This is a genomic window from Archangium violaceum (assembly GCF_016887565.1).
Classification (GTDB): domain Bacteria; phylum Myxococcota; class Myxococcia; order Myxococcales; family Myxococcaceae; genus Archangium; species Archangium violaceum_B.
In genome coordinates, this window is sequence record NZ_CP069396.1 from 5,517,678 (window position 1) to 5,539,399 (window position 21,722).

The following is a 21,722-nucleotide window of genomic DNA, read 5'->3' on the forward strand; positions in this document are numbered from 1 at the left end:
AGGCCAAGTGCCCGGATCCACACGCTCCGGGCTCCGAAGTCCGCGACGCGCCTCGACAGAACCGTTACAGTGTGCGCGCCGTGGCCGCCGATACTCCTCCGCCCGTTCTCTCTCCGAAACTCGAAGAGCTCCTTCAATCCCTGTCCGATCGGGCCTTCGCCGAACGCCTGCGCAAGGTGTACACCGCCGCGGGTCAGGCCATCGCGCGCCTGAGCGACCTGGACCTGGTGAAGTACGAGACGGCTGGCGTGGACGGCAGTCCGGACCTGTCGCTCTGGGAGGAGATGGCCCCCGTCATCCGCGACACGGTGGTGGACGTCAACGCGCTCCTCAACGTCATCCGCGAGCAGTTCCAGGCGGCGGGCGCCGGCGGCACGTCGGGCTTCGCGGCGCCCCTGGCGGCCACCGTGGAGGCGCGGCGGGCCAAGGACGCGGCCGAGCTCCTCCAGGGCTGGATGCAGCAGCTCGCCCAGGGCATCACCCAGCTCGGCGAGACGATGCGCAACCCCTCGGTGGTGTCGGACCGGTGGACGCTGCTGGCGGAGATCCAACGCCTGCGCGCGCGCTTCCGCGAGCACATCGGCAACCTCGTCTTCGAGTCCGCCAGCGCCTTCGGGCCCATGACGCGCCAGCAGGTGGTGCCCGGTCACGAGGCCGAGGTGAAGGCGGCCGTGATGGTGCGCGCCATCGTGGCGGACCTGTCTCGCATCGTCGCCGCGCGGTTGAACAAGGTGCGCGAGGCCGAGCCCGAGGACGTGCAGTGGAACGCCCAGCAGTTGCAGACGGAGCTGGACGCCTTCGGCCGCACCGCCGCCTACCGGCACCTGCGCGCGCAGGACAAGCGGCACATCATCGAGATGCGCGGCAACGTGGGCCGGCTGGCCATCCAGGACAGTCCCAGGAAGCAGGAAGTGCTCTCGCTGGTGGAGGAGCTGGACACCTTCGTGCGCTCGCTCTCCAACGTGAACCAGCGCCAGGTGCTCATCGCCCATGACCGCGAGGTGTGGGCGGGCTGTGGGGTGCGGCTGGAGCGGGCGCTCGGGCTGCTGGGTTCGGAGCCGGCGGCGGCGGCGCGGGCCCTGGCCGAGGCGGCCGCCAGTGCCCAATCCCTCTACGGGAGGGATCCCCGGCTCGATGCCTTCCTGCGCAAGGTGCGCAAGGTGCAACTCGTCCAGCTCACCGGTGCCGAGCTGCGCTCCACCATCGGGGAGCTCCAGTCCCTGCTGGCCGGGCTGGACGTGATGTGAGTCACCCGCGGGCGTCGGACGCGCTCGCGGACCTGGCCACCTCCCCGGCTTCCCGGGCCTCCACGGCCACCTCCGCGGCCATCATCGAGGGAGGTGGGGCCGCGAGCACCTCATTGGCCAGTTGGATGTCCAGGCTGCCCTCCCATTTGGCCACCACGAGCGTGGCCACCGTGTTGCCCACGAGGTTGGTGAGGGCGCGCACCTCGGACATGAACCGGTCCACGCCCAGCAGCAGCACCATTCCCGCCACGGGCACATGGCCGGTGGCGGAGAGCGTCGCCGCGAGCGTGATGAAGCCACCGCCCGTGACGGCCGCCGCTCCCTTGGAGGTGAGCAGCAGCACCGCGAGCAGCGCCAGCTTCTCACCCAGGCTCAGGTGGGTCCCGGTGGCCTGGGCCACGAAGAGCGCGGCGAGCGTGAGGTAGATGGAGGTGCCATCCAGGTTGAACGAGTAGCCCATGGGCACCACGAACCCCACGATGCTCTTGGGGCACCCCAGCGCCTCGAGCTTCACGATCAACGAGGGCAGGGCGGACTCGGAGGACGAGGTGCCCAGCACGAGCAGCAGCTCGTCGCGCATGTAGCGCAGCAGCCGCCACAGCCCCACGCCCGTCCAGCGCGCGATGGGTCCGAGCACGAGCAGCACGAAGAAGAACGCGGTGGCGTAGAAGGCGCCGAGCAGCCGGCCCAGGCCGACCAGCGTCCCCACCCCGTACTTGCCCACCGTGAAGCCGATGGCGCCCAGCGCTCCCAGGGGGGCCAGCCGCATGATGAGGCCCACCATGCCGAAGAGCAGGTGGCCGACGGTATCCAGCCCGTGGAGGATGCCCTCGCCCGCCTTGCCCATCTTCGCCAGCGCGATGCTGGCCAGCAGCGCGATGAGCAGCACCTGGAGGATGTCTCCCTTGACGAAGGGCTCCACCAGGGAGGCGGGGACGAGGTTGAACAGGAAGTCCACCGTGGACATCGACTTGCCGGCGCTCGCGTAGCCCTCGATGGCCTTGGCATCCAGGCGGGACACGTCCACGCCCAGCCCGGCCCCCGGCTGCAACAGCTCGCCCACCACCAGCCCGATGGCGAGCGCTCCCGTGGTGACCACCTCGAAGTAGATGAAGGCCTTGAGCCCCACGCGCCCCACGCGCTTGAGGTCTCCCATCTTCGCGATGCCCGTCACCACCGTGGTGAACACCACCGGCGCCACCATCATCTTGATGAGCTTGATGAAGCCGTCGCCCAGCGGTTTGAGCGATTCGCCCGCGTGGGGCCAGAAGTGTCCGAGCAGCGCTCCGGCCACCACCGCGATCAACACCTGCACATAGAGGTTCTTGAGCCACGAGAGCCGCATGGGGCGCGACTCTAGACCGGCCGGGCGGATCTCCCATCGCACATGCGCGGAGGGCCTCCGGCGGAAAGTTGCTTCTCAAGCTAAAATGTTTATATTCCAATATCCAGAGAGATGGGTCAGATTAGACTTCTTTTTCGAGGGACTGTCTGAAAAGAGGACAGTCTCCAGGGGCTCACGCAACCCCCTGGAATCCGGGTGCTTCTGGCCGCGCGTGTAAACACTCCATACATCGCGGGGAAGACCTGGCGTGACATTCCTGCTCCACACGGTTGAGGTGGAGGGAGGCAAAGGCTCGGATTCCAATGCTTTATGGGTTGGCCCGATACCTGCTTAAGCCTCCTGCGTCCAACGGCACCCTCGTCGTTGGCCAGGAGGAACCCCCCTTTGCTTCGCACTCGTTTCCTTGCTGCTGCGCTGCTCGCCCTTCCCCTCGCCGCCTGCGGTGTCGACAACTCGCAGCTGCCCGAAGGCGCCCAGAAGTTCGACGAGGCCGCTGACTCCCTCGGTGACGTGCAGGCCGCGCTCGCGGCGCTGCCCTCCGCCCAGGTCGTTGGCGCGGATGAGAGCAACTTCCCCTTCATGATCACCGGCAAGCTGGGCACCGCCAGCAGCGCCGTGCAGGGCCTGGCTGCTCGTGACGCGCACAGCCGCGTGAGCGGCGCGCTGCCCGGCATCGCCGCCGTGTTCCGCCTCAACGCCGCCGACCTCGTCGCCAAGCGCTCGCGCGTGGACGAGCAGGGCATCACCCACCTGCGCTACGGCCAGACCAAGAACGGCCTGCGCGTGGCGAACGAGGAGCTCATCGTTCACGTGGCCGCCGACGGCACCATCATCGGCGCCAACGGCACCGCGCGCGACGGTGAGATCGTCTCCTCCAAGACGACCATCTCCCCCGAGGCCGCCCAGTTCGCCGCCGCCAAGGACGTCGACGGCAGCCGCCTGTCCACCGAGGGCGCCGAGCTGGTGTACGTGCGCGCCAATGGCAAGCTGAAGCTGGCCTACGAGGTGTCGCTCAAGGGCGAGGGCCGCGACCTGCCCATCGACGAGCAGGTGTACGTGGACGCGCACAGCGGCTCCATCCTGCTGCGCGACACCAACATCCACAGCGCGCTCAACCGCAAGGTGTACAGCGCCAACAACGGCACCTCCACCCCGGGTACGCTCAAGCGCTCCGAGGGCCAGGCGGCCACGGGTGACGCGCACGTCGACGGCAACTACGACAAGCTGGGTGGCACCTACAACTGCTACAAGAACAACTTCAACCGCGACTCCTTCAACAACGCGGGCGCCACGCTCACCAGCACGGTGCACTACAGCTCCAGGTACGTGAACGCGTACTGGGACGGCACCCAGATGGTGTACGGCGATGGTGACGGCGTGAACTCGGGCATGCTGGGTCTGTCCGCGGACGTGACCACGCACGAGCTCACCCACGCGGTGACCGAGTACGAGTCCAACCTCACCTACTCGGGTCAGTCCGGCGGCCTCAACGAGGCGATGAGCGACATCTTCGGCGCCTACTGCGAGAGCTACGCCTCGGGCACCTGGGCCACCACCAACGCGGTGTTCATGGTCGGCGACGACATCTGGACCCCGGCGACCGCGGGTGACGCGCTCCGCTACATGTACGACCCGGCCAAGGACGGCGCCTCGCTCGACTTCTACACGAGCTCCTCCGGCAACGTGGACGTGCACTACAGCTCCGGTATCGCCAACCTGGCCTTCACGCTGCTCTCCAGGGGCGGCACGCACCCGCGCGGCAAGAGCACCATCAACGTGACGGGCGTTGGCGTGCAGAAGGCCGGCGCCATCTTCTACAAGGCCAACACGGACTACATGACGGCCTCCACCACCTTCGCCCAGGCGAAGACCTACACCGAGCAGGCCGCGACGGCCCTCTACGGCGCTGGCGCCGCTGAGATCGCCTCCGTGACGCAGGCCTGGAGCGCCGTGGGCGTGGGTGTGGTGACGCCTCCCCCGACCGCCACCGCGCTGACCAACGGCGTGGCGAAGACCGGCCTGGGCGCCTCCTCGGGCTCCGAGCTGTACTACTACCTGGACGTGCCGGCCTCCAAGGCCTCCACGTACGTCACCAGCGGCGGTACGGGTGACGCGGACCTGTACGTGAAGGCCGGCTCGCAGCCGACGACCTCCTCGTACGACTGCCGTCCGTACCTGTCCGGCAACGCCGAGACGTGCAACATCGCGGCGAAGACGGCGGCCACCCGCATCTACGTCACGCTGCGCGCCTACAGCACCTTCTCCAGCGTCTCGCTCAAGGGCTCGTACACGCCGTGATTCGCTGAAGCAGAGTTGAGCTGAACGGCCCCTGGGAGGCACTGCCTCCCGGGGGCTTCGTTTTGCGGGCCACCGTCGCTGATGGGCCGAGAGGTTGCACGCGGGCCTTCCCGCGAGGCCGGGAAGGGTGTAGGTGCCCCAGTCCTCATGACCGCCCCCCGCCCCTTGCGCGACGCGGACCTCTCCCGGGTGGAAGGGGTCTTCACCGACGTCGACGGTACCCTCACCAGCTCACACAAGCTGCGCTCCACCACCGTGCGGGCGCTCGAGCGCCTGGCGGACGCCGGCCTCAAGCTGGTGCTGGTGACGGGACGCCCGGCCGGCTGGGGCGAGGCCTGGGCGCGCACGCTGCCGGTGGATGGAGTGGTGGTGGAGAACGGGGGCCTGCTGTTCCTGCGTGGGCCCGGAGGCAAGCTGCGCAAGGTGTACGCCGAGTCCCCGCGCGTCCGGGAGTCGAACCGGAAGCGGCTGGTGGCGGAGGTGGCGGACGTGCTGCGGCGGGTGCCGGGGGCGCGCCTGTCCATGGACAGCGCCTACACGGAGGTGGACCTGGCCGTGGACTACAACGAGGAGGCGCGGCTGGGCGAGCAGGGGGCCGAGCGGATCGAGTCGCTGCTGCGAGCGCGCGGGGTGACGGCGGTGCGCTCGTCGGTGCACATCAACTGCTGGCTGGGCCGCTTCGACAAGCGCTCCGCGGTGCGGCGCTTCCTGAAGCTCGCCTGGGACCTGCGGCTCACGCCGGGGGATGAGCGCTTCGTGTATGCCGGGGATAGTTTCAACGATGCCCCGATGTTTGGAGAGTTCGCTCTCAGTGTCGGGGTGGCCAACGTGCGGCGGGTGCTGGACCGCATCGAGACGCCGCCGGCCTTCATCACGCGGGCGGAGGAGGGGCGGGGCTTCGAGGAGCTCGCGCGCGCCATCCTCGCCCAGAGGGGCCGCGGGGCCCGTCGAGGAGTCAGGGTATGAACGTCGTGAAGCTGGAACTGGCCCCGGGGCTGGGCCGTCACCTGCGCGCGGGGCACCCGTGGGTCTTCCGCAAGGCGCTGGACAAGGTACCGAAGATTCCACCGGGCAGCGTGGTGGATCTGGCGGAGAACGGGAAGTTCGTGGCGCGCGGGTATTTCGATCCGCACTCGGCCATCGCGGTGCGGGTGCTGACGCGCAACCCGCGGCAGAACATCGACGCGGCCTTCTTCGCGCAGCGGGTGAAGCAGGCGCTGGCCGAGCGGCGCTCGCTGATCGACCTGAGCGACACGGACAGCTTCCGGCTGATTCACGGCGAGGGAGACGGGCTGCCGGGCGTGGTGGTGGACCTCTATGGCCAGTACGCGGTGCTGAAGCTGTACTCGGCGGGGCTCACGCCGTACCGGGGGCTGATCGTCGAGGCGCTGAAGGCGGCGGTGCCGGAGCTGAAGGGCATTCTCGGCCGGGACGAGGTGGGCCGGGACGACGCGGAGGAGGACGAGGGCCGGGGTACGGGGCGGATGCTGTGGGGCGAGAAGGCGCCGGAGCTGCTGAGCATCCGCGAGCGGGGCGCGACGTTCCTGGTGGACGCGTGGCGAGGGCAGAAGACGGGCTTCTTCCTGGACCAGCGGGAGAACCGGTACCTCATCCGGCGGCTGGCGAAGGGCCGGGAGGTGCTGAACTGCTTCTGCTTCAGCGGTGGTTTCTCGGTGAACGCGGCGCTGGGCGGGGCGAAGAGTGTGTTCTCGGTGGATCTGGATCCGGACGCGATCGCCCTGGCGCGGGAGAACTTCACGCGCAACGGGCTGCCGGCGGAGAAGCATGACTTCCTGGCGGCGGACGTGTTCAAGCTGCTGGCGTCGTTCCGGGAAGAGGGGAGGACGTTCGATCTGATCATCCTGGACCCGCCGGCGTTCGCGAAGAGCCAGCGGGCGGTGCAGGCGGCGATCGACGGATACGCCTCGCTGAACCGTCAGGCGCTGGGGCTGCTGAAGCCTGGAGGGCTGCTGGCGACGGCGTCGTGCTCGGCGCGCGTGGGGCCGGATGACTTCATGGGAGCGGTGAAGGAGGCGGCCTTCAAGGCGGGAGTGGACCTGGCGATGGTGGAGGAGCGCTACCAGCCGCCGGACCATCCGATCCGTCTGCAGTTCCCCGAGGGCCGCTACCTGAAGTTCTACGTGATGGTATCGGTTTGACCCACTACCCCTCTCCCTCCGGGAGAGGGACGGGGTGAGGGTATCGCGGATCCGTGCCCGGTGGAGCGGGGGGAGCGACTCGCGCCGCTCCCTGAAGCTCCGCGTGTGGCGAGTGTCTCAGCGCTTGAACACCCGCGAGGCCACGCGGTCCAGCACCTCGTCACCCCACACGAGGCTGGCCTGGGTGAGGCGCTGCATGTCCGCCTTGAAGGCCGCGTCCGGAGGGGGCGTGGAGTAGATGCGGCTCAGGAAGAGGCTCTTGTTCTCGGTCTCGTAGTCCACCGCGCCACCGCCGGTGTCGGTGCCGGCCTTCTCCTCTTCGCGGAAGCCATCGAGCACGCCGGGCTTGGGCGGATCGCGGAACTTGTAGACGAGGGCGCTCGCCTCCAGTGCCTGTTTGTCCGAGTGGTACTCGAAGTAGAGCTGGGCAGCTCCGAGCACCGCGCCGCCGAACCCCTGCGGGTTGAGGCCTTCGCTCGGCTGTCCGAGGGACATCATGAACGCCTGCACCAGGCGCTGCGCTTCGTCGCGGGTCATGGGTCCTCCGCCTCCAGGAGGCGTCGTTCGTCCAGGGGAGACGTTAGCAGCAGCCCGCCCGGAGTCGCGAGGAATGCGGTGGATGACCGCGTGGGTGGGGGCGGGGGGCCCCATGTCAGAGGTGGGCGATAGACGGGAAGGAGGCGGGGAGGGGAAGGGCGATGGAGCGGAAGGCGTGGGAGAACCTGGCGGCGGCACGTGTGCTTCTGGACGATGAGGATCCGTGCCCCAACGCGGCAGCCTCGCGGGCGTACTACGCGGCCTACCATGCGTGCTGGCACGCGATGAACGAAGTGGGTATTCCTACTCCCGGAGTCAGGCCCGGTGTATATTACTTCGTGCATGACTCCCTTCCCTACGAGGCACGCAGGGTCGGGGTGCTCGATGCTCAGGCGAGCGAGGGACTGTACGATTTGTTCGAGCTACGAGTGGCTGCGGACTACCTCGATGAAGACTTGACGGTCGAACACGCGAGGGAGGCGCTGGAGATGGCTACATCCATCGTCCATCAGGTGCTTGGGGAGGAGCCGACATGGTGAATGAGCGTGAGGAGATTCGTCGGCAGGTGAAGGAAATCGTCGGGAATCGACCCGTGAGGTGGGTGGATGCGCGAACGGCGAAGATTCCCTTTCCAGGGCGGGATTGGGCCCTGGAGGTCTTCGACGTGCCTTTCGCCGAGCGACGAGAGCTCATCCATCGGCTCTGGGGGATGCTGACGCGGCTCTGGGAGGAGAATCACCTGGCGTTGCTCGTGCTCTTCCACACCCCCGAGAACACCGATCGGTATTACGCCTGGGTCCGCGAGGAGCACGCGGCGGAAATGGCGGGAGCGACCTGACATGCGATACCTGGGAACCGCGGCGGTGCTCACCGTGCTCGCCGGCTGTGGAGGGGGAGAGGAGATCCGGCGCTACCGGGTGTCGGTGGATCCCGCGCCCTTGTCGGCGCTCCCGGCCTCCTGCTTCCGGGGCGGTACGCCTCCGTCCTCGCGCGTGGAGGATCGCAACCTCTACCAGGGGCTCGTGTGGACCGTCTGGCAGGCCGGGAAGAAGGACAGCGCCTTCCTGGAGCTGGAATCGCCCGAGGGAGGTTGGCGGCTGGGGGATGCGCCTCCGGTGATGCTCTCGGGGAACATCATCGGTGACGGGGATTCCTTCTCGGCCGAGCGGGTGCAGGTGAACGAGGGTCAGGTGCAGGAATCCACGGCCCTGCACATCGTCTTCGAGGACCGGGACACCATCTCCAAGGGAGTGGTGGAGCTGAAATCGCACTGCGCCTCGTGCGCGGGGGGAAGCGCCCTGTCCTGTGAGGCCCGGCTGTCGTTCACTGCCCGAGAGGAAATGCTCCAGGAGTGAAGCGCCCGGACAGGCCACGCGTTAATCTCCAGCCCCTCTATGGTCCTCAAAGGACAGTTCCTCGAGCGCTCCACGCTCATCCCCGTGGGCCGCGAGGTGATGGAAGGTGTGGCGCACCGGGGCGACGAGCGTCCCCCGCTGCTCGTCCTCCCACCCCGGCCCGAGGAAGGGGGTGGCATGGACCATGTCATCGGGGCCGAGCTGGCCTTCGCCGCGGCCTCGGCCGGCCACCCCACGCTGCGCTTCAACTACCGCGGTGTCGGTGGCAGTCAGGGGGCGCGGGGCTCGGGCGAGGCACTGTTCCAGGACGCCGAGGCCGCGCTGGGGGTGGTGCTGGAGAACGCCCAGGCGCCCACGGCGGCGGTGGCCGCGCTCCACGGGAGCGCCCGGGTCGTCCTCGAGCTCCGGGCGCGTCACCCGGAGATCGCTGGCCTGTGCCTGGTGAGCCCCAGGGGAGTGAGCGCTCGGGAGCTGGCCGGGCTCGGGCGGGAGCTGCTGGTGGTGGTGGGTGAGCTGGACTCCACCCTGTCCCGGGCCGAGCTGGCACAGGCGGTGGATGCGGCGGGGGGGGTGTTGCAGGTGGTGGAGGGCGCCGGTGCCAATTTCCATCACGCCCTACCCTTGGTGGGAAAAGCCGTGCGCACCTGGCTGAAGATGCTGTCGGGCAAGTGACCGATGTGCTGTAACCCGTTGAATTGACGAAGGATCCTCATCCTGGGGGGAACTTGTCCCCCGGGAGGGGTGTCGACCAGACTCGAGTCAGACCCAATCGTTCCGCCGTTCGTTCGTATGGGTCGTCATAAGGAGCGCCCATGCCCATGAAGCGATTGACCCTGGCACTGGCGGTGCTGGCCCTGACGGCGGCGGCCTGCGCGTCCCGCTCGGACGGGGAGGGGAAGGAGACGGCCGCGGAGAGTCCGGCCGTGGACACCTCGCGCAGAGAGCTGTCCCAGGAGGTGCCCGGCGGCATCGTCGTGGACTTCAAGGACGGCACCACCAAGGCCGAATTCGATGCCTGGGAGCCCGATTGGGGGGTGGACCTGGAGTTCAACTCCGTGGAGGGCTCGCAGACGGGCGTGACGATCGCCCGGGACGTGGGTGACGTGGACGCGGTGCTCGCGCGCATCCGTCAGAACCCGGCCGTTGAGTCCGCCGAGCCGCTGAGGGTGTACTCGGTGCCGCCGGGCGAGGATCTCGTGTCGGAGGAGCCGGCCGCGCGCGAGGACGCCGACGAGGACGGCTTCACGCCGAACGATCCGGACTATCCCAAGCAGTGGAACCTCCGGATGATCCACATGCCGAAGGCGTGGAAGGAGAGCCGCGGCAAGGGCGTGGTGGTGGCGGTGCTGGACACGGGCATCGCCTACGAGGACCACGACGACTTCAAGCAGGTGCCGGACCTCAAGGGGGCGAAGTTCAAGAAGGGGTACGACTTCGTCAACGACGACGAGCACGCCAATGACGACCACGGGCACGGCACGCACGTGGCGGGCACCATCGCGCAGGCGACCAACAACGGCCAGGGCGTGGCCGGCGTGGCCTTCGAGGCGACGCTGATGCCGGTGAAGGTGCTGAACCACTTCGGCTCGGGCACGTCGGCGGACATCGCCGAGGCCATCCGCTTCGCGGCGGACAACGGCGCCAACGTCATCAACATGTCCCTGGGTGGTGGAGGCCACTCGCAGGTGATGGCGGACGCGGTGGCCTACGCGCGGAAGAAGGGCGTCACGGTGGTGGCGGCGGCGGGCAACGCCGGGCGCTCGCGGGTGGAGTTCCCGGCGGCGTATCCGGGCGCGGTGGCGGTGGCGGCGGTGGGCCCGGGCGGCACGCGTGCCCCGTACTCGTCCTATGGCAAGGAGCTGGACATCGCGGCCCCCGGTGGTGACAAGCGCCAGGGCGACGCGGGCGGCATCCTGCAGAACACCATCGACCCGAGGGATGTGTCGCGCTCCGTCTACGCGGCCTACCAGGGCACGAGCATGGCGACGCCGCACGTGGCCGCGGTGGCGGCGCTGCTGTACGCCGAGGGCGCCAGCGGACCGGACGAGGTGGAGAAGGCCCTCTACGCCGGGGCGAAGCGGGTCCAGGACCAGGCCTGGACGGAGGAGTACGGGCACGGGCTGCTGGACGCCGAGGCCTCGCTGAACGCGCTCGGGGGTGGGGTGTCCCGCTGGCCGTCCATGTGGTGGGCGCTGGCCCTGCTGGCGCTGGTGCTGCTGACGATTCGCGGGCGCGAGCGTCCGGGTTACCTCAACATCCTCTTCCGGCCGAGCTTCCTCCTGCCGCTGGTGCTGGCCACGGTGGGCGTGTTCTTCGCGCGCTCGTGGTTCGGCGGGGCCTCGGGCGTGGCGGGAGACGTGGTGGACGCCGCCTGGCTGCCCATCCCCGACTGGCAGCGCATCATCTTCGGCCGGGGCAAGCTGGCCAACCCGCTCTTCTACAGCTCGCTCATCCCCCTGCTGCTGTCCTTCCTGGCCATCAAGTTCCAGGGGCTCCGGCCGGCCATCGGCGGGCTCTCGCTGGGCTTCGCGGGCTTCCTCTCCTACGCCGCCTGGTCCAATGCCCCCGCGCTCGCGTGGATGCCCTTCACCTTCCTGGCGCTGCCCTGGCTGGTGATCAACGTGTTCATCTGCCTCATCATCGCGCGGGCCATGCTCCGCAAGGAGACGGCGGTATGAAGCTGACCGGCCGCGTGGTGTTCCGCGACATCGAGACGGGCGTCTGGGTGCTCGAGGGGGATGACGGGCGCACCTACCAGCTCGCCGGTGGCGACCGGAAGATCAAGAAGGACGGTCAACGCGTGGAGGTCGAGGGCGACGTGGCCCGCGACGTGTTGACCGCCGCCATGGTGGGCCCCGTCTTCAACGTGGCCTCCTACCGGTTCCTCTGAGTCAGCGGTGCGGCTCTCCTCCCGAGGGGGGCCGCACCATCCGCTGCATCAGGTGCTCGAGCGCCTTCGTTGGCTCCTGGCACAGGCCCGAGTGCACGGGGCCCGTCTGGAGCATCGTGCTGCGCGGCGCCACCAGCCAGTGGAAGCGCTCCTTCTGTGGCAGCTGTCCGATGGGCCCCGCCGCCCTGCCTCCCGCGCACAGGCGGGGGATGGCCTCCAGGTGGCCGCGGATGAGGTCCACGTCGACGTCCGGCGCGAGCGCCAGCAGGCGCCGCTCGTCCAGCTCCACCCGCGCATCCAGGAACCGCCGGGTGAGGCAGTAGAGGATGACGCCCGCGTTGATGAACTCCTCGCGCTCCACGCGCGGCACGACGCGGATGACGGCGTAGTCAAACGAGCTGTGCGCGGGCACGCTCCGCCTCCTCGATGAACGCTGGCGCCGCTTCCAGGCGCTTCAGCAGGTACGTGGCATACGCCTCCCGGTGCTCCGTCACCGTGGTGAAGCGCGGCTCCACCGCCGGGCCCAGCCACGCGTCCGGGACGCACGAGACGACGTGCTGGATGACCTCCGCCGTCACCTTCTGGCGCAGCGTGGCCAGTGCCTCGGACAGCGCCGAGGCCCACGGCAGCAGCACGTGATCGCGGATGGGCTGGAAGCGGCTCTGGCTGCGCTCCAGGTAGTCGTCCCACGCGTGGTGGAAGTACAGGGACGCGCCGTGGTCGATGAGCCACAGCTTCTTGTGCCAGCTCAGGAGGTTCGGGTTCTTCGGCGTCCGGTCCACGTTCGTCACGTAGGCGTCGAAGCAGACGATCGCCGAGGCCTCCGCGGCCTCCGGCGCGGGGCGTACCGTCGGATCGAACGTGATGGAGCCCGGCAGGTAGTCCATGCCCAGGTTGAGCCCCGGGCTCGCCTTGATGAGGTCGCGGATCTCCTCGTCGGGCTCGGCGCGGCCCAGCGCCGGATCCAGCTCCACCAGCACGAGCTCCGGCATCCTCAGGCCCAGCGCCCGCGCCAGCTCGCCCGAGAGGATCTCCGCCACGAGCGCCTTGATGCCCTGGCCCGCTCCCCGGAATTTCAGCACGTACAGGCCCGAGTCCTCCGCCTCGATGATGGCGGGCACCGAGCCGCCCTCGCGCAAGGGCGTGACGTAGCGTGTCGCGGTGATCGTTCTCACGTTTCGACCCTCACCCCAGCCCTCTCCCAGGGGGAGAGGGTGCATCCACGGTCAGCGAACATGGGTTCTCTTCAGTTTGGACTGCCTCGCCCGCTCCTGGGCGTACTCCTCGAGCGGGATTTCTCCCCGGCGCGCGCGCACCCGGAGCTCGTACAGGGCTTCGCGCTCGGCGTGCAACGCATCCGAGGCGTCCTCGGGGATGGGCCGCAGGGGGTAGTGCTGATCGATCTGGCTCAGCTGGATGCCCCGCGTGTCCAGGGCCACGTAGGCGCCCAGTGAGAGCGCCGCGGCGAACATCCAGGGGACCGCCAGATGGAGGAGCCTCGTTGCCGGCTCCAGCCGCACGGGGGCCTCGCGGGCCTCCACGAGCTCCGCCGGACGGGGCGGGCCCAGCAGGCCCGGGAAGCGGCGCGCGGCGGATATCAATCCCCAGACGGCTCCGCTGCCCAGGAGCGCGAACATCAGGATGAACTGCACCTCCTGGCCGGCCGTCGGCTCCTGGGGGGAGTCGATCTGTTTCGCGATGAAGAACAGCACCGTGGACACGATGTTGTTGGCCGCGTGCGCGAGGATGCCGGGCCACAGCGAGCCGGTGCGCAGCAGCAGCCAGCCGAACAGCACTCCCAGCTCCACGCGGGCGACGAAGCCCACCGGATCCAGGTGGAACGCGCTGAAGACGACGGCCGAGAGGACGAGGGCTCGCAGGGGAGGTCCCCCCGGTGCCTTCAGTCCCTGGAAGAAGATGCCCCGGAAGAAGAACTCCTCGCACACCGGGGCCCCGAGGCTCACGCTCGCCACGATGAGGGCCAGCTCCACGGGCGACTGGCCCCGGAAGATGTCCGCCACGTCGTAGATCTCCCGCCAGGCCTTGGGCATGAGCGCCTGGGAGACGTACTGGACGGGGGCGACGATGGCGAAGAAGTTGACCGCGCCCAGGAGGAAACCGAAGGCCAGCGGTCCCAGGCCCGGGAAGGTCAGCCCGGTGTAGCGCACCGGATCCCGCCCGGTGGCTCGCAGCACGAACCAGCCCAGGCCGAGGAAGACGAAGATCTGCGTGAACCAGATGCCGAAGGCCGCGTTGAGGAGCTGGACGAACACCCCCGTCACCAGGAAGGCCACGAACACGATCATCGCGGCGACCACCGCCACGGCGCGTGGCTCGAGCAGCGGCGGCGAGGGTGTGGGCGGCAGGCTGGGGGTGACGTCTTCCACCGGCTTTCTCCGGCTGCGAGGGCGGCGCTCGGAACGCGAGGCGCCGGGGTGCGGCACTTCTATAATGCCCGGATGACGACGTGCTTCCCGGTTATGAACGCAGGCGAGGACGTACGGGGTGGTATGAGCCTGACCGGCCGTGATGGGTGCGGTAAGGAGTGAGTAGGGGATGCGACACTTTCGGAGCAGTGACTTCCGTGCCGGGCGGGCCTGGGGCGCCCTGGACATCGCCGAGCTGAACGGGGTCTCGGTGCGTCTGCACTGGACCAACGCGCCCTACGAGTGGCACGTCAACGAGGGCGAGGAGGTGTTCGCCGTCCTCGACGGGGCCGTGGACATGCACGTGAGGCAGGACGGCGAGGTGCGGATCATCCCGCTGCGCGCCGGGGACGTCTTCCACGCCCAGGTGGGGGATGAGCACGTGGCCCATCCCCTCGGGGAGGCGCGGATCCTGGTGATTGAGAAGGCCGGCAGCGTGTAGGGCAGGGGCTCAGGCCTGCTGGCGCAGGTAGCGGCGGATCTCCTCGGCGAACTGCTTGCAGGCCGCCGTGTCGGGCGCCGCCGGCCCCAGCTTGAGCTTCTTGTCCTCCTCCACGAGGTAGCGCTGGTCCAGCAGGTAGGCGACGGCGTTCTCCAGCGTCACCTTGGCCAGGGACTCGGCGGCGGTGATGCGCCCCGAGTGGTACTCGGCCCGGCCCAGGTCCATGGCCTGCTTCACGAAGGACTTGCGGTCCTGTGCCACGCCCGTCGCCACCTCCGGCAGCGTCTGGGTCGCGATCAGGTAGGCCTCCAGGTAGTCGCGCAGCAGATCCGCCAGGAACTCCAGCTCCGGACGCGCATGGGGCTCGGGCGCCACGCTCAGGGTGTCCCCTTCGTACAGCACCAGCCCCATCCGCACCATCCGCTCCACCATCTCCGAGAAGATGGTGTCGAAGCTGGCGCCCACCCGGTAGATGAACTCCACCTTGAAGAGCCGCGACAGCCACAGTGCCCGGGCCTTCACCTCGTCGAACGGCGCCGGGGCCCCCACCAGCAGCGCGGTGGCCACGAGGCTGCGCGCCGCCACCAGGTTCATCAGCGTGTTCTTGTAGAAGGACATCTCGGCGCGGCGATCGTCCTCGGCCTGGTAGATGACCTCGCCGTGCGCCTTCTGCGTGCGCACCATCCCATCCGAGCAGAAGGTGCGCATGGCGTCCTGGATGGCGCCCATGGCCTCGGGGTTGCTCGGCGAGTCCTTCAGCAGGGTGGACAGCGGTGCCTTCTCCTCCGCCGCGATGCGGCGCAGGACGGAGATGCGGTCCGTCAGCTCGCGGCTCGTCATGCCGCGCCGGCGGTGGGCCAGCAGCGACGCGCTCACCAGGGCGTGGGGCGTGACCGTGGACACCTTGCTGATGCCGTACATCACCCGGTTGCCCAGCGCGCGCACCAGGCCCTTCTTCTGGTCGTCCGAGATGGGCTGGGCCGGATCGAGCCCGCGGCTCTTCATCAGCTCCACCAGCGACAGCGGCTCGTCGAAGGTGAGGTGGATGCGGCCGTAGCGCGCCGTGAGCACCTTGGGGGTGCTCAGCAGGGCCTTGATGTCCTCGGGCTTCTTCTCGCCGCCGGCCAGCTCCTTGGAGTAGCTGCCCGACTCCACGACCTTCTCGTAGTCGATGGACACGGGCACGAAGATGAGATCGTTGCGAGCGCCCTCGAGCACGGACTCCACCTGCCAGGTGAACATGCCCAGCTTGGGCTGCAGCAGCTTGCCGGTGCGCGAGCGCCCGCCCTCGGGGAAGAACTCCTGGTGCACGCCGTCGTGGGCCAGCTTCTTCACGTAGCCCTTGAAGGAGGCGGCATACACCTTGTCGTCCTTGAAGGAGCGGCGCAGGAAGAAGGCGCCGCAGCGGCGCAGCAGGGGCCCCAGGGGCCAGAAGGACAGGTTGGCGCCCGCGGCCACCAGTGGCACCGCGTAGCCGCGGTTCCAGAGGATCCAGCTCATCACCAGGTAGTCCACGTGGCTCTTGTGCGAGGGGCACAGCACCAGCGGGGCCTTGCTGGCCGCCTTCAGGGCCCGGTTGAGCCCCGCCTCGTCCACCTCGATGCCGTCGTAGATGCGGTTGAACACCCACCCGAGCAGGGGCGAGACGAAGGCCAGCGTCGTGGGGCTGGGCTTGGCGGCGATGGCGCGCAGGTTGCGCCGGGCCTGGCGCAGCACGCTCTCGGGGCGGCGGTTGCTCTCGGTGGCGACCGCGTCCAGGGACTTGCGCAGGGTGCGGTCGCGCAGCGTCTCCTCGATGATGCGCTCGGGGGACTTCACCGGTGGCCCGAAGACGGCTTGCGTCTCGCGCGCCAGGTGATGGTTGAGCGCGCTGCGCACCTTGCGGGCGATCACCTCGTCCGAGTCCTGCGGGTTCTCCTCGATGAAGCGCTTGAGATCGATGGGCTCGCCCACGCGGAACTGCGCGCGGCGGTAGTTGCGGAAGAAGGCCACCATCGAGTGCAGGAAGCCAGGGGCCTCGGGGCTGCCGAAGACGTGGTCCCACACGTTGGGCTTGGCGCGGGCGGTGCGCTTCTCCCAGACGAAGAGCTCCGGCACCAGGTAGACGGTGCGGTCCCCCTTGCGCGCCATGGCCACCAGGGAGGGGAAGGGGTTCTCCTTGATGTCCTTGCCCGAGGCGCTCAGCAGGGCCGTCTTCTTGAGGAAGATGAGGCCGCTGCCGCCGTGGCGCCGGGCGTAGGTGAAGCGCACGTCGAAGTCACCCCGCTGCGCCGTCTTGCGGAAGGGCCGGGTGAACCAGGGACGCAGGTTCACCACGGCCCGCACGGGGGGCAGGGCCCGGCGCACCATCGCCCAGGCCAGGTAGAGGTAGTTGACCCAGGCCGTGGTGCGCATGACGTGCACCACGAAGCCCTTGGCGTGGAGCGCACGCAACTCGTCCTCTGCCTCGGTGGGGAAGCGCACCCCATCGAAGTAGCGCTGGCCCAGCACCCGGGAGACGGGGCCGAACTCCTCCTTCAATGCATCGCTGTGATTCGTAGCCTGCACCAGGGCGGTATCCACGTGCGGCCCCCCTTTCTCCACGCGAGCCTCTCTACATGTACTCCGGAGTTGCCATTCCCAGCAGCGTCAGGCCCGCGGCGAGCGATGCGCGCGTCGCGTCCGTCAGCGCCAGCCGTGCGGCCTTCAGGGCGTCATTGTCCTCGAGCAGCACGCGCTTGCCGCGGTCCTGGTTGCCCGCCGTGAAGTAGCTGTTGAAGGCGGCGCCCAGATCCAACAGCCAGCGCGCCACGAAGCTCGGCTCGAACTGCTCGGCCGCCTCCTGCACCACCACCGGCAGCCGGGCGATGCCGCGCAGCAGCGCCTGCTCCTCCGGGAGGGTGAGCAGCGACGCGTCGTACGAGGCCGGAGCCCCGCCGCCCTTGCGCAGGATGCTGCAGGTGCGCGCGTGCGCGTACTGGAGGTACGGGCCGGAGTGGCCCTCGAAGGCGAGCACGTCGTCCCAGTCGAAGGTGTAGTCCGTGGTCCGGCGGTTCTTCAGGTCACCGAAGAAGATGGCGCCCAGGCCGATCTGCTCCGCCAGGCCGTCCGGATCGTTCGTCTGGATGCGGCCCGCCTTGATGTTCTCCTGGACCTTCTCCAGGGCGCGCGCCTTGGCCTCGTCGAGCACGTCCGTGAGGAGCACCACCGTGCCCTTGCGCGTGCTCATGCCGTGCACGCGGCCGAAGTTGACGTGCACCATCCGCTTCGTCCACTCGCGGCCCATGGCCTCGAGCACGCGGAAGAGCTGCCGGAAGTGCAGCGCCTGGTCCGTGGCCACCACGTACAGCGACTTCTCGAAGTGGAAGCGATCCCACCGGTCGTTGGCCGCCGCCAGGTCGCGCGTGGCGTAGAGCGTGCTGCCGTCGTTCTTCTTCAACATGACGGGCGGCTCGTTCTCCGCGTAGGGCAGGTCCACGATGGTGGCGCCCTGCGACTCCTTGACGCCGACCTTCTGGGCGAGCTCCTCGATCACCGGCTCCATCTTGTCCTGGTAGCGGCTCTCGCCCTCCATGTGCTCGAACTTCACGCCGAGCCGGGCGTAGATGCGCTCGAAGTCGCGCAGGGACGTCTCGCGGAACTCCTTCCACAGCGCGAGCGCCTCGGGCTCCTTGGCCTCCATGCGCCGGAAGAAGTCGCGGGCGCGCTCGTCGAAGGCGGGCTCGGCTTCCGCTCGCTTGTTGGCCTTGACGTACACCTCCACCAGGTGGGCCATGTCGTTGCGGCGGGCCGGGTCTCCGTACTCCTGGAAGCCCACGGCCACGAGGCCGAACTGCTTGCCCCAGTCGCCCAGGTAGTTGATGCCCTCGACCTTGTAGCCGAGCGCCCGGTGCAGGTTGGCGATGCCGTGGCCGATGACCGTCGAGCGGATGTGGTGGAAGGCGATGGGCTTGGCGATGTTGGGCGACGAGTAGTCCATGACCACCGTCTTGCCGGTGCCCACGTCACCACCGCCGTAGCGCACGCCCTGGGCGCGCGCCGTGTCGATGACCTCGCCGGTGAAGGGCATCGGCGCGAACTTCGCGTTGACGTAGGGGCCGGCGGCCACCACCTCGAGGCCCGGCACCTTGATGGCCTGGGCGAGCGCGGCGGCGATGGCCGGCGGCGCCTTCTTCTGGGCCTTGGCCAGGGGGAAGGTGGGGAAGGAGAAGTCCCCGTGAGCCGGGTCGGCCGGCTTGATCTGGGAGTCGAGCTCGGAGGCGGGCACGCCCAGGTTCTGGGCGAGCGCCTCGACGAAGGCAGTCCGATAGCGGGAATAGACGGAAGGATTCATTGGATCGCGCGGATACTAAGCGAAGCCCGGCGATAAACCGCGCACCTTCTGTCAACGCACCGCGCCGGGAGTGCCTTTCAGGTGACTGCCGGGTTGCGGCGGCTCGGACGGACCACGGCGGCCACGGTGTCCAGCAGCCGCGGCAATTGCAGTGGTTTCTCGAAAAATCCGTCGATGCGGTCCAAGCCCTGGCCCGCGCCGAGGCTGGAGACCTCGCTGGCGCCGGAGATGATGTAGACGGCCACGTCGGCGAGGGACTCGGTGCCGCGGATGAAGCGCAGCACGGAGCGACCGTCGTCCTCGCTCAGTCGCAGATCCAACAGCACCATGGCGGGGCGGATGTGAGAGAGGATGGAGCGGGCCTCGGAGGCGCCCGAGGTGGACATCACCCGGTACCCCTCCTGCTCGAGCACCTGCTGGAGCACCTCGCGGCAGTCGGCGTCGTCCTCGACGAGGAGGATGCCACCGGCGCGAGGCCCCGCCTGGGCCGCGTCGGGAGAGCTGACGGCGCCGGCGAACATGGGCAGCACCATCTGGAAGCTGGTGCCTTCACCCAGGGTGCTGGAGGCCTCCACGCGGCCGCCGTGGAGCGCGAGGATCTTCGCCACCAGGGGCAGGCCGAGGCTGCGCCCCGGACCGCCGCGGCTTCCCTCGGGGCGGTGGAAGGGATCGAAGACGTGCTCCAGGTCCTCGGCGCCGATGCCCGGCCCGGAGTCCTTCACGGTGAGCACGGCGAGCCCGTCATCGACGGAGACGCGCAGCTCCACGGAGTCCTCTTCCTCGCAGCGGTGGATGCCGGCCTCCACGAGGTTCTGGATGGCCTCGGCGATGCGCTCGCGGTCGCCGCGGACGAAGACCTCGCCGGAGGGGGGCAGGTCGAGCCGCACCTTGGACTGCTCGGCCAGGGGCGTGAGGTTGCGGACGACCTCCTCGGCCACGGACTTGAGCCCGAAGGGGCGCTGGTTGAGCTGCATCTTGCCGGCCTGGAGGCGGGACATGAGCAGCAGATCGTTCACCATGCGCAGCATGCGGTCCGCGCTGCGGTCGCACACCTGGACCGCGCGGCGCTGGGCGTCGGCGATGGGCCCGAGCTTCTCGCGGCCCATCATGGCCAGGTAGGCCTTGATGGTGGTGAGGGGGTTCTTCAGGTCGTGCGAGACGTTGCCGAGCAGCTCGTCGCGGCTCTGCTCGAGGGCCTTGAGGCCGGCGATGGCCGTCTGCAGGTCCTTGTTGCGCCGGGCGCTGTCGTCGCGCAGACGGGCCACCTCGTAGGAGGCGGAGAGCTGGCCGGCCAGGGCCATGAGCAGCGAGTCCGAGGCCGAGCGGCGCGGGGCGATGAGGGCCAGCACGCCGCTGACGCCCTGGGGGCTCTCGAGCGGCACGGCGACGGTCTCCTCGTCACGGAGGATGGCCTTCTCGGCGAAGGAGCGGCCCACCAGACCCTCCTGGGGAGTGGCGGCGGTGATGCGCTCGTCGTAGCGACCGCGCACGTGCTCGACATGGAGCTGGTTGCGCGAGGGGAGGAAGCGCGCCACGTAGCAGGCCTTGGCCTGCATCAGCCCGTGGATGATCTGCAGCTGCGAGCGCAGGGCCTCGGTGGGACCGGCGCTGGAGGTGATGTGCTGGGCCATCTCCACCAGGGCGCGCTCGGCGTCCTCGGCCTCGACGGGAGGCTGGGGCTTGATGGCGCGCCGGGGGGACTTCTTCACCTCGGGGCGCAGGGTGACGACCTCTGCCAGATGCGGAACCTTCTTCTTCGGCACGGAGCTACCTCGGCGACCAGGGGGTGGCGCGCCATCCCCCGTCCAGGTGGAGGCGGCGCGATCACCACTCGAGGCGATCCTGCGCCACCCGGCGCCGGGGTGGAAACCCTTCCCCGGCCCCCCGTCGGAACAGGGACGACCGCAGGACAATTGCGCTGTCCGATGGAGGACACAATGGGGTGGGCGGGGGCCGCCCGACCCGTCAGGTGCCAGACACGGGGCTCAGGAGCGGCGCTTCACCACGCCACCGCCATCGACGAAGAAGGGCTCGGAGATGACGGACTCCACCTTCTCGCGGTGGGCCTGCACGTTGAAGCCGCTCTCCTGGAGCGCCTCGATGGCGGCCACCTGCACGCGGCGTCCGGAGTCCCCGGACGTCAGGACGTGGAGGATGGGCTCGCGGGCCGGCTCGTGCTTCAGGGGGCCGAGCGCCTTGAGGGCGGCGATCTTCACCTCGTCGGCCATGTCATCGAGGTGGGGCAGCACCACGGCGGGGATGCGCGGATCCTGCTTGCCGGTGACGTAGTGGAGCAGGACGACCTTCTTCTCGGGGTTGCGCATGTACTGGGTGCTCAGGGTGCCGAGCGCGTCCACGACGATGCCGATGACCTCGGCCTCGGGCAGCAGGGCCTCGAGCAGGCGCAGGGCCCAGGAGGTGGCCTGCTCGTTCTTGCGGAGGAAGTCGGTGATGGGGGCCACCGCGTCCTGGCCGAAGCCCTTGACGAGCTCGAAGACGTGCTCCTTCTCGTCGGCGTCGGTGGTGAGGGGCTCCACGGTGATGTTGTAGCGGTGGAGCAGGACGCCGACGGCCTCGGGGATCTTCATCTCCCCGAGCTGCTGGAGGGCCTTCTGACGGGTCGTGGGATCCCCATACTTCTGGGTCACCTTGGACTTGAGCTTGAGAGCCTTCTCGGGGCCGGAGCCGCCGAGGAAATCGAAGATGCCCAT

20 protein-coding genes are annotated in these 21,722 nt (G+C 69.1%); 11 read left to right on the forward strand and 9 right to left on the reverse strand.

Features of this window, described 5'->3' with window-relative positions:
- Positions 1-80 precede the first annotated feature (80 nt).
- Positions 81-1,247 carry a hypothetical protein gene (locus JRI60_RS22595; protein ID WP_204227905.1) on the forward strand — a complete coding sequence of 389 codons (1,167 nt, stop codon included), beginning with the start codon at positions 81-83 and terminating at the stop codon, positions 1,245-1,247.
- Position 1,248: 1 nt separating this feature from the next.
- Here the strand turns inward: JRI60_RS22595 and dctA are convergent, their stop codons facing one another.
- Positions 1,249-2,592 (reverse strand): C4-dicarboxylate transporter DctA, encoded by a 1,344-nt coding sequence (gene dctA / locus JRI60_RS22600; RefSeq protein WP_204227906.1) that lies wholly within the window; start codon positions 2,590-2,592, stop codon positions 1,249-1,251.
- A 384-nt stretch (positions 2,593-2,976) separates the two neighbouring features.
- Here dctA and JRI60_RS22605 point away from each other — a divergent pair, with 384 nt between their 5' ends.
- From JRI60_RS22605 to JRI60_RS22615, 3 genes are all read left to right on the forward strand, one after another.
- Positions 2,977-4,890 (forward strand): M4 family metallopeptidase, encoded by a 1,914-nt coding sequence (locus tag JRI60_RS22605; RefSeq protein ID WP_204227907.1) that lies wholly within the window; start codon positions 2,977-2,979, stop codon positions 4,888-4,890.
- A gap of 147 nt (positions 4,891-5,037) precedes the next feature.
- Positions 5,038-5,856 carry an HAD-IIB family hydrolase gene (locus tag JRI60_RS22610; protein ID WP_204227908.1) on the forward strand — a complete coding sequence of 273 codons (819 nt, stop codon included), beginning with the start codon at positions 5,038-5,040 and terminating at the stop codon, positions 5,854-5,856.
- Positions 5,853-7,049 (forward strand): class I SAM-dependent rRNA methyltransferase, encoded by a 1,197-nt coding sequence (locus tag JRI60_RS22615; protein ID WP_204227909.1) that lies wholly within the window; start codon positions 5,853-5,855, stop codon positions 7,047-7,049. Before JRI60_RS22610 ends, JRI60_RS22615 begins: the two co-directional genes overlap by 4 nt.
- A gap of 117 nt (positions 7,050-7,166) precedes the next feature.
- Here the strand turns inward: JRI60_RS22615 and JRI60_RS22620 are convergent, their stop codons facing one another.
- A complete protein-coding gene (locus JRI60_RS22620; protein WP_204227910.1) occupies positions 7,167-7,586 on the reverse strand; it encodes a hypothetical protein in 420 nt (139 codons plus the stop codon).
- A 161-nt stretch (positions 7,587-7,747) separates the two neighbouring features.
- On the opposite strand from JRI60_RS22620, the gene JRI60_RS22625 reads away from it, so the two are divergent.
- The 6 genes from JRI60_RS22625 to JRI60_RS22650 all read left to right on the forward strand — a co-directional run bounded on the left by JRI60_RS22625 (position 7,748) and on the right by JRI60_RS22650 (position 11,831).
- Positions 7,748-8,125: a HEPN domain-containing protein gene (locus JRI60_RS22625; protein ID WP_204227911.1), complete on the forward strand. Its 378-nt coding sequence runs from the start codon at positions 7,748-7,750 to the stop codon at positions 8,123-8,125.
- Positions 8,119-8,424 (forward strand): hypothetical protein, encoded by a 306-nt coding sequence (locus JRI60_RS22630; protein WP_204227912.1) that lies wholly within the window; start codon positions 8,119-8,121, stop codon positions 8,422-8,424. Before JRI60_RS22625 ends, JRI60_RS22630 begins: the two co-directional genes overlap by 7 nt.
- 1 nt (position 8,425) lies before the next feature.
- Positions 8,426-8,941 carry a hypothetical protein gene (locus tag JRI60_RS22635; RefSeq protein ID WP_204227913.1) on the forward strand — a complete coding sequence of 172 codons (516 nt, stop codon included), beginning with the start codon at positions 8,426-8,428 and terminating at the stop codon, positions 8,939-8,941.
- Between the two features lie 39 nt (positions 8,942-8,980).
- Positions 8,981-9,613 (forward strand): alpha/beta hydrolase, encoded by a 633-nt coding sequence (locus JRI60_RS22640; RefSeq protein ID WP_204227914.1) that lies wholly within the window; start codon positions 8,981-8,983, stop codon positions 9,611-9,613.
- A gap of 140 nt (positions 9,614-9,753) precedes the next feature.
- Positions 9,754-11,619 carry a S8 family serine peptidase gene (locus tag JRI60_RS22645; RefSeq protein ID WP_204227915.1) on the forward strand — a complete coding sequence of 622 codons (1,866 nt, stop codon included), beginning with the start codon at positions 9,754-9,756 and terminating at the stop codon, positions 11,617-11,619.
- A complete protein-coding gene (locus JRI60_RS22650; RefSeq protein ID WP_204227916.1) occupies positions 11,616-11,831 on the forward strand; it encodes a DUF5818 domain-containing protein in 216 nt (71 codons plus the stop codon). Before JRI60_RS22645 ends, JRI60_RS22650 begins: the two co-directional genes overlap by 4 nt.
- 1 nt (position 11,832) lies before the next feature.
- Here JRI60_RS22650 and JRI60_RS22655 read toward each other — a convergent pair whose 3' ends face one another.
- From JRI60_RS22655 to JRI60_RS22665, 3 genes are read right to left on the reverse strand one after another with little or no spacing between them, the layout of a single operon-like run.
- Positions 11,833-12,243, reverse strand: coding sequence for a DUF3037 domain-containing protein (locus tag JRI60_RS22655; RefSeq protein WP_204227917.1), 411 nt, complete (start codon positions 12,241-12,243; stop codon positions 11,833-11,835).
- Positions 12,221-13,006, reverse strand: a complete 786-nt coding sequence (locus JRI60_RS22660; RefSeq protein WP_239470668.1) for a HipA family kinase — start codon at positions 13,004-13,006, stop codon at positions 12,221-12,223. The genes JRI60_RS22655 and JRI60_RS22660 overlap by 23 nt, the downstream gene beginning before the upstream one ends.
- A gap of 51 nt (positions 13,007-13,057) precedes the next feature.
- A complete protein-coding gene (locus tag JRI60_RS22665; RefSeq protein WP_239470669.1) occupies positions 13,058-14,218 on the reverse strand; it encodes a type II CAAX endopeptidase family protein in 1,161 nt (386 codons plus the stop codon).
- A 169-nt stretch (positions 14,219-14,387) separates the two neighbouring features.
- Between JRI60_RS22665 and JRI60_RS22670 the strand changes: the two genes are divergently transcribed.
- Positions 14,388-14,699 (forward strand): cupin, encoded by a 312-nt coding sequence (locus JRI60_RS22670; RefSeq protein ID WP_204227919.1) that lies wholly within the window; start codon positions 14,388-14,390, stop codon positions 14,697-14,699.
- Positions 14,700-14,708: 9 nt separating this feature from the next.
- Here JRI60_RS22670 and JRI60_RS22675 read toward each other — a convergent pair whose 3' ends face one another.
- The 4 genes from JRI60_RS22675 to JRI60_RS22690 all read right to left on the reverse strand — a co-directional run bounded on the left by JRI60_RS22675 (position 14,709) and on the right by JRI60_RS22690 (position 21,722).
- Positions 14,709-17,261: a 1-acyl-sn-glycerol-3-phosphate acyltransferase gene (locus JRI60_RS22675; RefSeq protein ID WP_204227920.1), complete on the reverse strand. Its 2,553-nt coding sequence runs from the start codon at positions 17,259-17,261 to the stop codon at positions 14,709-14,711.
- Positions 17,262-17,292: 31 nt separating this feature from the next.
- Entirely contained in the window at positions 17,293-19,011 is a 1,719-nt protein-coding gene (gene argS, locus JRI60_RS22680) for an arginine--tRNA ligase (protein ID WP_204227921.1), read from the reverse strand.
- A 77-nt stretch (positions 19,012-19,088) separates the two neighbouring features.
- Positions 19,089-20,774 carry a hybrid sensor histidine kinase/response regulator gene (locus tag JRI60_RS22685; RefSeq protein ID WP_204227922.1) on the reverse strand — a complete coding sequence of 562 codons (1,686 nt, stop codon included), beginning with the start codon at positions 20,772-20,774 and terminating at the stop codon, positions 19,089-19,091.
- 222 nt (positions 20,775-20,996) lie between these two features.
- On the reverse strand, positions 20,997-21,722 hold the full coding sequence (locus tag JRI60_RS22690) for a HEAT repeat domain-containing protein (protein WP_204227923.1): 726 nt from the start codon (positions 21,720-21,722) through the stop codon (positions 20,997-20,999).

Coding starts and splice junctions, on each gene's coding strand:
- dctA (WP_204227906.1), bottom strand. CDS start 2,592: ATGCGGCTCTCGTGGCTCAAGAACCTCTATGTGCAGGTGTTGATCGCG.
- JRI60_RS22610 (WP_204227908.1), top strand. CDS start 5,038: ATGACCGCCCCCCGCCCCTTGCGCGACGCGGACCTCTCCCGGGTGGAA.
- JRI60_RS22615 (WP_204227909.1), top strand. CDS start 5,853: ATGAACGTCGTGAAGCTGGAACTGGCCCCGGGGCTGGGCCGTCACCTG.
- JRI60_RS22620 (WP_204227910.1), bottom strand. CDS start 7,586: ATGACCCGCGACGAAGCGCAGCGCCTGGTGCAGGCGTTCATGATGTCC.
- JRI60_RS22625 (WP_204227911.1), top strand. CDS start 7,748: ATGGAGCGGAAGGCGTGGGAGAACCTGGCGGCGGCACGTGTGCTTCTG.
- JRI60_RS22630 (WP_204227912.1), top strand. CDS start 8,119: ATGGTGAATGAGCGTGAGGAGATTCGTCGGCAGGTGAAGGAAATCGTC.
- JRI60_RS22635 (WP_204227913.1), top strand. CDS start 8,426: ATGCGATACCTGGGAACCGCGGCGGTGCTCACCGTGCTCGCCGGCTGT.
- JRI60_RS22640 (WP_204227914.1), top strand. CDS start 8,981: ATGGTCCTCAAAGGACAGTTCCTCGAGCGCTCCACGCTCATCCCCGTG.
- JRI60_RS22645 (WP_204227915.1), top strand. CDS start 9,754: ATGCCCATGAAGCGATTGACCCTGGCACTGGCGGTGCTGGCCCTGACG.
- JRI60_RS22650 (WP_204227916.1), top strand. CDS start 11,616: ATGAAGCTGACCGGCCGCGTGGTGTTCCGCGACATCGAGACGGGCGTC.
- JRI60_RS22670 (WP_204227919.1), top strand. CDS start 14,388: ATGCGACACTTTCGGAGCAGTGACTTCCGTGCCGGGCGGGCCTGGGGC.
- argS (WP_204227921.1), bottom strand. CDS start 19,011: ATGAATCCTTCCGTCTATTCCCGCTATCGGACTGCCTTCGTCGAGGCG.
- JRI60_RS22690 (WP_204227923.1), bottom strand. CDS start 21,722: ATGGGCATCTTCGATTTCCTCGGCGGCTCCGGCCCCGAGAAGGCTCTC.